Raw genomic sequence first — 11,614 nt, 5'->3', positions numbered from 1 at the left:
ACATTAGCTTTCAATGGTATCGGCCAGGCAGTAAGTACCCGCAGTGTTACCGTGAAGAACGGCGTCACTTCCACTACCGAAAAGACCAACATAAAATACAATTCCATAGGCATTGAGACCGGGTATAGCTACTCCAGTAGCGATATAGGCACCGGCGCCGACGGTTCCGCGATAGACACCAGCGAAAGCAGTGTGTATTCAATCACCGGTTTTAACGACATATGGCAACCTATATATACCACCACTACTAATATAAGAAACAACATTACCTCGGTATATACCAGCGACGGCCCGACAATGTATGACATCCACGGCAATGTCATCGCCTCTCGTTCCACCGTACAAGAGTTCGGGACAGCCTCTGATGGCACATCTATAAATAACACATGGATACAGGCCTTTGCCACATTAGCTTTCAATGGTATCGGCCAGGCAGTAAGTACCCGCAGTGTTACCGTGAAGAACGGCGTCACTTCCACTACCGAAAAGACCAACATAAAATACAATTCCATAGGCATTGAGACCGGGTATAACTACTCCAGTAGCGATATAGGCACCGGCGCCGACGGTTCCGCCCTTGATAGTATTGAGACCGGCACTTATTCAGTTATCAGTTTTAATGCCATATGGCAACCTATACTTACAACTAGGACAATGGCTACGCGCCTTATCACAAAGACGGAAACAGACTTAGGTCCCAAAATGTATAACCTCGATGGTACTCTGCATGCTTACGACATCGCGGTTACGGAAACTTCACCGGATCGCACTGTTAACTATGAGGACTCTGTTATCATATTAAGATATAACGATGCGGGAGAGGTTGCCAGACAAAAAGAGGTTATTACAGAATCCACAGGTGATATTATCATCAAGGAAGATATCGCTGACACGACTTACGATTTGCAGGGGCGATTTATAGGTTCCGATAAATCGATCGAAGAAATAAAACCAGGCCTGGACTATTCGTATAATCAAAATATAACAGTGCAGGCTTATAATGACATAGGCCAGATAGCGCGAATGACGCGTGTTACCGCAGACGGGATTTCTACCGATACTCAAACTGATATAGAGAGCAAGAAGTATGATACCACCGGGCGGCTCGTATATTCGGCTGTAACTGTTAATAAGACAGCCTCCGCGCTCGACTCTACCACAACAGTGTACACAACCATCGATAGTTACGACTCTTCCGATAGGGTGGCCAGACAGACTGTGGCTACAGTCGAGGATGGCAAGACGACAACCGAGACGACCTACGCCGATAATGTCTATGATAGCGAAGATCGGCTTACGTGGTCGGGTGTAACTGTTCATGAAACAGGTAATGGCTTAGACCACACTTATATAGTCGATACCCAGATACTCGGCTATAATGCGGCGGATCAGATAACGCGCATGTTACGAAATACGGTTGATGGGAATACTATCACCACCAATGCTGACTCTGCAGACAGGATCTACGATACAAACGGCCGCCTGACGCAGTCGGAGACGCTCGTGGTTACAAGCGGCGGCTCTCTGGATGCGACGATAGCTTATGTGGTGAGACAATACAACGCGTTTGGCCAGGTTATAGCCGAGAGTTGGATTAAATCCGAGGGTGATAAAGTTATAACCGAGGTTGATTACGCCCAGAGAACTTATGACACTTCCGGCCGTTTAACCTGGTCGGGCGTACTCGTTACGGAAACAGAGGAAAATTACAGCAAGACATACGCTGTCGATACAACTATCTATGAATACAATTCATTGGGCCAGGTCGCGAAGATGGCGCAGATTACGGATGACGGCATGACTACCACTGTCCAGATCGACCAGGAAGCGCGGACTTATGACGCGCTGGGCCGGCTCAATTACTCCGATATTATAATAACCGAAACCGGCACGGGGCTTAACAGGGTATATGAAGTTGAGACGACGATAAGCAAATATAACGATCTGAATCAGGTATTGCTTATGACGACCGTTACCACGGAAGACGATAAAGTTACCACACAAACAGATCTCGCCGACAGGACATACGATTCATTGGGCCGGCTTACGTCTTCGAACTATAAAATCAACGCATCCGGAGGAGCGCTCGATTATACGTATACGGTAGCGACGGTGATATCAAGTTACAACTCAATAGGCCAGGTTCTGCAGATGACTATCACTACGGTGGATGGCGGCAAGACCACGGTGGAGACCGATGCTTCCGACAGGACTTACGACGAGTTGGGCCGTCTTCTGACGTCAAATGTCAGCATAACGGAATCCGGCACAGGCCTCGACCACACTTATGCCGTCAAAACCATCATCAATAGTTATAACGATGCCGGACAGATTGCGATAATGACCAGGACCACGATAGACGGCGATGTTACCACTACCGCGACCGATACCGCCGACAGATATTACGATTCTTCTGGCCGGCTCGCATATTCACAAGAAGACGTTCTGAAGACGGGTACAGACCTAAACCAGCAGTATTCCATGACGACGACGATAAACGCTTATAATTCGCTCGGCCAGGTATTATTCGAGACGCAGGTTGTCAAAGAAGGCGACAAGATAACGATTATCCAGGACACCGCCGATCGTACCTACAACGCGTTGGGACAGCTTACTTATTCTGTTGTTTGCGTCTCGGAGCGCGGTGGTAATCTCGAGCACGATTATTATGTGGAGACGGCCATAGATTCTTATAATGACCTCGACCAGGTTCTGACCCAGACAGTCCGGACGATGGACGGCGGTTATCTTACAAAACAGACGGATACCGCCAGCAGGACCTATGATAAGTCGGACCGTCTTGTTCACTCAAGCCAGGAAGTCGTTCTTATCAGCACCGAAGGTTATACGACCTCAACTTCTTATACCATGGATACCACTGTAGACAAATATAACTCCTTGGGCCAGGTATTAAGGGAAACGGTAGTGGTGGTGCAGAACGGAGTTACTACTACCCAGTACGATAATATCGACAGGACTTACGATTCTTCGAGCCGGCTTACGCATTCGAATATAACATACAATAGCGTTGGTACGAACTTAAGCCGCAGTTACGTGATAGATACTCTGATCGGAAGTTATAACTCATTGTCCCAGCCCCTGAGCGTAACTGAAGCGACGACCGAAGGGGCGAATACTACTACTGAGACCACCGGCAGAACCTATGATACGAGCGGAAATTACATCGATCCTGATTCTACGGATGAGGTGGATACGACCGTGGATGAAGCGGTCGACTATGATACGTTATTGAAAGAATACTGCGGGTACTGGGGCGATGACGGCGCATGGAATGAGCCGACGGTTACGCCGTTCTCGAGATTCGGGATAGATGATCCGGCCACAGACGATACCGAAGCCTCCGGTACCACAGAACTGCCGGACTTCAGCATCCTCGATAACGCGATAGAAGCTACGGGGGGTAGTAGCGGGACCAGTAACAGGAGAAACGCCTATACGGAATGGGACGCGTTTATGGATTATTATGCCGAGAAGATTAGGGTAGAGCAAATGGCGGCGATAGTCGAATATTTAACCAATCCGTATGCCAATGCCTTTCACGGCCCATCCTCGAAATCTAAAGAAGAGATAGATTTTAACACGCGCCGTCAGGCATCTGCGCAGCAAGGGCCACCACTTGACCATAGCTGGCTTAATTTCGCGCTTGAGTCGGTACGAAATGCCGGCACGGTCTCCGAGTCGGTGTGGAGCGCAAATTACACCGGCATAAGCACCGAACCTTCCATCGCCAACTATATGGCTATAGCCGAAGCGGCGAGTGTCTCGAGCGGTAGCACTGCTACGGAGAGCCTGTACGCCGAATCTCCGTCATGGTTTGACTACGCTTACTACGCGACCACCTTGTCGGCTCTTTCCGGAGAAGCCTCTACGGGTACCGGTACTTCGATTAACGATGCCTCGCTCGCCACTATTGGTACTAAGATAAGTAGCGTCTCCAGCACTTCTCCGTACAGCCCGAGTTATAATCCTTTCGCGACAGGGACAACGACCGAATTGAAGGCGGATAACTACTGGACGAAGGACGCGGCGACCAAAGCGGCCATACAAAAAATCATCTGGGATAATTACAAACAAATTGTGCCGGATACCCCGCCGGTTGTTGTGGCGGCGGCCAAGATTACCAATAATCCTAATTATCAAACTTACGAGTGGATGTCGTCCAACAACGATATCGTTCAGGGCGTTCTTAAGGCGGTAGCGAACGGCACTATGTTGACCTCAGATGCCAAGGAAATCATAGAAAAAACGCTGAACCGTATGATAGAAACCAAGACGTCAGGGCGTTTAATGCAGGCCGCGGATACCCTTAAGGAGTTTTATAACCAGGCCGATTCTTCCAAAACTACCAACGCTACCATACAGGGATGGTTCGACGCCAAGATAGAAGCGGCAAAGGCCGCTAAAGAGCAGTTGGAAGCGGAAGACGCGATAAGCGACGAGGAATACGATGAATTAATAGAGGAGGCGATGTTTGAAGCGGAAGACGCGTCTGCTGGGGCAAGCGCTTCTATAACTCTTACGACGGATAACGCCGAAGAGGTGGAGGAGACTGCGGCGGCTATAGAAAAATATTGGTCGGACGGCTTCACGGAACTTTTTGGCAAGGAAGCGTTCACCGCCACCGTCGCGATGGACTTGGCATTAGACAGCGTCGTTTCTTCTTCCGCCAACCTGGATGATCTGTCCGCGACAAACGATATAGTAGGTACGCTGTGGAGCGGGATATCGGATGATCTGTCCGTCGATGAAAGCATCGCGGCTCTTACAACGGATTCGTATTCCTGGGATCTGGACAGTATCGCCTCCGATGCTATCTCCTACGGCAGTATCGGCGGGATTACCGATTATGCGGGCTTAGATGATTCTCTGACGAACCTGACGACATCCATACAATCATTGGACACGGAATATCAGGATGTGTTCAGCTACACGACAAGTTATATGAGCGACCTGCTTGATTATAATGACATATCCTACAGCGATCTATCCGGCATGACAGATTTTACCGGCTTATCGGGCCTTTTAGATACGGGTATATCGGATTATTCAGATGTATGGAACAGTGGATTGGAGTACTATTCCGGGCTTTGGACGAGCGGCCTTGAGGATTATTCCGGCCTTTCCGGCATAAGCCTGAACGATTATTCCGGATTATACGATGCCTCATTGGGCTATTCCGCCAATTTATGGGATACAGACCTCGTGGATTATTCCGCGCTTTTATACAGCAGTACGACCGGAACCGGTGACTGGGTCAGCGATCTGTGGGGCGATAGCAGTATCTGGAGCGATAGTAGCCTTGATTTTAGCGCCGGCGACTTGGGTCTTAGCACGACCAGTTCCTGGATCAGCGATCTGTGGGGCGATAGCAGTATCTGGAGCGACAGTACGAGCATATTCGGAGCCGGTGATTACACAACAACCTTCAGCGACTCATATTACAGCCCGTTCGGAAGCTACAGCAATCAGTTTCCTACTGATGCAGGAGGTACCTGGAGCGGATGGAGTTGGGGTATAGACGATACATATATTCAGCCTATAACAAACGTCTATGGAGGCTCTTTGTTCGACAGCCCCGCTTCGGGCGGATGGGGAGACATAAGCGGCTTGGCTGCAGGTGATACTGGCGCGGTCGATTTTACGGATAGGTCATGGGGTTTCTATGAAGGTAGTGGTTATGGTAATTACGATACGGAAGGAAGTTACAATGCTTATACGATCACTTATTCCGAAGCATACCAGGCGATGACCGAACTCGCCGCTAATTGGGGAACAGATATTGATACTCTCCTGGCGAGTTCCGAAACGTTTGAAAGCTATCTGACCAATAACAAGACATGGATGTCGGATGAAGATATCTTAGCCCGCGGGTTCGAAGGTACATCCAGTCTTTATCATATCGGCGACCAGGCCGGCATAGTTTGGGAATTGGAAGATACGGTAGATTCGACATATTTGAACTGCCTCGGTTTTGCCATACTTACACAGGCGTATGAAGTGGCCCGCGGTTCTGCGCAATCCGCCGTTGTAACATTATCGGCCGAGGAAGGCAGTGAGAAGGGCCACGCCATAACGGTTGTTGCCGATTCATCGGGGCTTGACTACTGGAGTAATGGCAAGCTTTACGAGATGAACGCGTCTTCCCTCGGAGAGATAAATTATATCGGTTTTGTCCTGGGTATTACCCCGACCAGCTCTCTGACAGGGATTTATCTGCTCGGAGAGTCGGATTACTACGGCGGTTACTCAAGCTACAGCGATTACAGCTATAGCAGTAGTTATTCGGATTTCAGCGATTATTCAAGCTACAGCAGTTATCCGATATACAGCGATTATAGCTATAGTAATTATTCCGCCTTCAGCGATTACGGTTATAGCGGGTCTATTTACGATTTCAGTTCAAGTTACGGCGGTTATACCTCATATGATTATAGCTATGGCCTCGATTACAGCTACGATAATTATTCCAGTTGGTACTCCGCCGGATCGTTAGACTCATACGGGACGTATGATATAACCGATCTGACCGGATACGGTTTGTATTCCGCATCCGTGTCGGACGTCTTTGATAGCGGAACGTTCGGCTACGATCTGCTTTCAAGCGATACCTCGTTTAGCACTGCCACGCTCTTTGACTGGACCGACTTAGGAGACGGCATGTTCGACAGCATGACAGACTTAAATGCCCTCTCTAACGATACGTCGCTGGGCACCGCCACGCTCTTTGACTGGACCACCCCGGGATACGACGTTAACATACTGAATAATCTGCTTACCTCTTCACCCGATCTTGATACTACATGGTTCAATGCCGGGCTCTTCAATGGATCCGGGTCTGCCGGGATAGAGTTGGCGGCGGACAATGTTAAAGATATGGCGAAACAGGACGCCACTATGCCTAAACACATCGAAATGCCCGAGACGGCGTATCTTGGCCAGGTGTTGCCGAAGACCGATATGTCTAAAGCGCAAATCGATGGCATGGCTTTAGCGGAAACGAAAGCCATGGAGAATGAGTTGCCGGAGATCGCTTTGCCGGAAACGGGTTTGCCTGAGAATGAACTGACTGTGCGCGAATTACCCGATAAGTTTTCGCCTGAGGTTACGGATAGCCCTTCGGATACATTGTATGGCTCGAATGATGCCTATAATTCGCCCATAATAGATGTTCCAACGCTTAACGTAAATGACGAAAATGCCGGGCCGTTCGGCAAGTGGGGTGATGGGATTATGAATGGTGATGTAACTGTGGGCGATTTCATAATAGGCATGGGAAAGACACTTACCGTCTCCGCGACGGTAAAGATATTCCCGGCGAGTTGGAGCGAGACGCCTGTAAACGGTATTACGATTCATGGCGGCGCAGACGGTAAAATCACAAAAGCGGATATTATGCAGGAGAATAAGGCAATGGTCGATCCGAATGATCTTTCAAAGACAATATATCCGAGTGCGCCGTTTAAGCATGACGTTTTACTCCCAGGCCAATCTATGAAAGTGGACTTGGCCTCGCCGTTAAACGATGGCCACAGGATAACCGAGGTAGCATTATCAGCGGATGGTAGCCATTTTTCTTACAAATTATCAGGCGAAGTGGTCAGACTGGACCCAACACAGTTTAACTCCGGGCAGATAACAGGCGCGCAATCTTACGGGCAGAGCATGACAGCACAGACGAGTAATGGCATCCCCGGGTGGAATGTATGGCAGATAAGGGTCGGTCAGGATGGCCAGCGGCAGTTGGTTATTATGAGCGAACAAATTGATGTTACTCCATGCGGCAATTACCGGCCGATGTCAAGCGATCCGGCGTATAACATGGGCCTTGTGGGGTATTCCCCACAGGTAACCTCACAGCTCTTTAGCCAGAACTCGCAAGGATCGGTTCGTCTGTTCGATGGCACTGTGGCGGCGGTGCAAAATATTACGCAAGCCGGTAATGTGGCTACGGCACTTTCCGTAGCGGGCGATGTTCAGCAGATAGGTAGATTTGATTTTAGCGGCCCAGACGTTCAAACCGGTATACAAAATGCGTTGTCGAAAGCGGTAACCGCAGGAAATATTACAGCCCTCGCCGGTATAGGCGCTACGATAAACGAGGGCATGCGGATAGATACCCTTGTTTCGCGCAACGGCGGTACTTACAACTCCGGCTATCATCCATGGGCTGAGGCTTTCGGCAATGACGGCATAGCTATTCATATACAACCGGTGTTCTCATCCGGTTACCAGCCTGCGATAAATATCTCCACAGGCGTTGCTAATGCAGGCAAATTCGTTGGTACTGGCGGAATGATGGATCTTACAGTAGCCTCACATGGTACTTTTGTGCAGAATTATACGATGTCTTCTGTGGACACCGCCATATCTTCGGAAAAAATAACGATAGTTTCGGCTCAAGTCAATATCCATAACGATTTTACATTCGATGTTTTGCAGGGCATCGGGCATGTGGTAAAAGGCGATACCCTGCATAACACCATATGGGCTATGAACGCCACGCCAGGGACTTCGGCGGCTCACAGCGATATAAGTTTCAAAACGATTATAGGTTATGACACCCACGGCGTGTATATCACGGATTCCTACTTTAAGATGGAAAATAATAAGATCGTAGGCACGCCGGGTCAGACATTTACGCTTGACAATTCATTCAAAACAACCAACGAAACGGTTTCCTTAAAATGGGGCGCAGGGACGATAAATATAGCCGCCGGTGGCTCAAGCGTCACATTTACCCAGCCTGATACCGGCGTTGAAAGATATAGCGCGGTTACTGTTGACAATAATCAATCTATTATAGCCCTGCCGACGTTAAAAGTGAATATGGCCGGACAAAGCGCATCCTTTACACTTGGCGAACAGCTCTCCAGTGCTGGCAAGCAGGTATACGATGTGGTTTATAATGTCGACGCCAACAGATATGCCCCGAGGTTCCTCGAAGTGATAGGTGGCACAGCGGTTCTTACGGCAAATATGGAGTCGTACGGTGCCAAAGTACATGAGGCCGTGAAAGGCGGCGTACTTGAGTATACAATGACCGGCGAAACTTATCCTGGCGCCAATGGCGACAGGTTTACAATCGCGGTTAAATTGCCTGGCACATTGACACTCGAGGCGGGATTTAAATACGCAAAACAAGATATAGCCGCTGTTCTTACCGCCGAAACGGTAATCGATATAAGTTATAATCCCTTAGCGAAACTTATTACTACTATAAGTTCTGTCAACCTCCGGGTAGGGGCCGCGTCTTATACACAGCCTGCCGGAGTGCTGATAGGCATTAATTTGGCGGGCGAAATCGCGACGGTAAGTTCGTTAAGTAGCATTCTCGGTTTTTCGGCCAATAAGTCCGGAGATATTCTTTCTACGAGATTTGTCGCCAGTGCCGATGGGCAACAGCTCCTTGTGTTTAAAGGTAACGAGTTAAGGGGTATCGTTAATTCTGCTGATAACACCGCCTATGTAACAGTAAATGGCACCTTAGAAGCTGTGAGATGCTTCATTCCTGCGATTGAAGATGTAACGGGCGGCTTGAAGCCTGTCTCCGGCTTCGATAGGGTTATCCATCAGCCCGTCGCGGTGCTTACGGACTTACAGGGTAATTCCCTGAAATCAGAAATCCGGGCCGTCGCTGATAGCTTGTTAAATCTTGCCGGTTTAAGCGAAAAGTATATCGCTACCATTACATTAAACGGAAAGACGATCGAGGCTATCGCTCTCCTGTCATCTGACAAAACACAGTTATTGGGCGCTATTAATTACGACGATATGGTTGCCTATGTACCCGTAAACGGTGTGCTTGAGGCCGTGAAATACACCATACCTTCCGCTACGCAGATGTTTCTACCGACCGATGCAAATACCGGGAAGCTGATCACCGAGGTGGAGAAATTAAGGCTTCAGCCCGCCGCTGTGTTTACGGACTTACAGGGTAATTCGCTTAAAGCTGAAGTCCAGTCCGCCGCAAGTAAATTACTCTCACCTATCTTTGGCGAAAAATTCATCGCTACCATTACGTTGAACGGGCAGACGATCGAGGCCTTGGCGGTTGTTTCCACATCTGCCACCCACACCTGGCTCTTTGCCGCTATCGATCCTTCCTCAGGCAAAGCCTGGTCCGTGCTTAACGGTGAGCTCGTCGAAAACGGCAAATACTTTGACAACAACAAGACCTATACCGCCAATCCCGGGGCGCGCGATAAAATAGCGGCTTATTTTGATAACATAATCGGCGACAGGAAACCGGGTGTTATAAATCCTCCAACCTCGGAAAATATTTCAAATCTTGCGGAGATAAAAGCACTGCGTCAACAGTTCGAGGGCAACATGCTCTCCGTGAATGAGCTTATATCCGCCGCGGCGAAATTGGGCCAGGTGTTCGTTATGGAGGGTTCAGGCACCGCGGCAAAAGTATCCGCGACATGCAATCCCGCCTCAGATCTTACCAAGCTTTGTGATTATAGTAATAACATAAAAGATTATCTCGGCCTTACCGGAAATGAATCCCAGGCGCGGGAACAGCTTGCGGGCATGTTGCGTGATAACGAGAGTTATTATAACAGCAAGTGGGCCGAAATGGATATGTCTAAGGAGACAAGGCAAGCCGGTTTGACAAGTACCCGAGAAGCGCTCTCTCTTCTTTCTTCCGGCGCGTCTTTGGGCGATGTCTTGAAGATAAGCGGGAACACATTATATAAGACGACGGACGCTCCGATTGCCGGGGCGATGGGTATGACAGTTAACCCTGTAACCACTATTGACGTACGCCAGGCTCTCGGGATAGGCGCTGGGCTATACTCTCTCGAAGCACAGGAGATAGCCGAAGGCTACGAGGCCATGATGGCCGCCGGTAATCTCGACAAAGCCATAGCGATACTCCAAAGCCCGCAATGCGAAGCTTACCATATTACCGCCGTTACATTCTCGCAGGCCGAAGGCGCCGCCGCGGCTCAACGCCTTTTCACAAATTACACAGGACAGGACAGGATACCCACGATAACAGAATACGCTTCTCTAATAATCTCCAATCCCACGAGGCCGGACGGGTTTGGCGGCCAGATCGATTTCGCGACACTCGCCAGGGCCGCAGGCGGCAATGTCATTGCGAGGGAAATTGGCATAATGAATCTGTATAACATACCTATGTATCCCTTCTTTAGCGGACTTGTGGGTACGCCTCTTGAGAAAGCGACTGATGCAGAAGTTCGCTGGGGTGCCGTAAAGGGAGGATTAGCCGGCGGCGCGATAGCGAGCGCGACGCTTTTGACAGGGGGCGCGTCGTCGCCCGTACTGGCCGCCATCGGTAATTCAATGGCTGTCGCAGGATACACAGGCCTTGCTTATGGCGGTGTGACCGCCGCAAGTTATGGCCTGAATGCCTGGGTAACCGGTAGAGACCTGTATGACCAGAGAATGCCAGCCTCGTTCGCGGGTATGCTGGGAGGCGCGGCAGGCTCGATAGGCGTAGGTTACGGCTTGAGCCTTGCCACTGCGGGCGCGGCAGGCCTTACTAACTTATCCGGTTATGCCGCTAATGCGTTATGGAGAGCCGGTTACAGCGCCACGCAAGCCGTTAATATTACACAGGGCG

The 11,614-nt window shown here is 49.6% G+C and carries 1 protein-coding gene; it reads left to right on the top strand.

The genetic code is table 11. The features are described 5' to 3' along the window. A partial coding sequence (locus PHS46_07815; GenBank protein ID MDD3906407.1) for a hypothetical protein occupies positions 1-11,614 on the top strand: 11,614 nt, incomplete at both ends.

The organism is Candidatus Omnitrophota bacterium, assembly GCA_028699255.1.
GTDB lineage: Bacteria > Omnitrophota > Gorgyraeia > 2-01-FULL-45-10 > 2-01-FULL-45-10 > FEN-1322.
The sequence above is the reverse complement of the archived record's forward strand: the minus strand, read 5'-3'. Positions and strand labels throughout refer to the sequence as shown.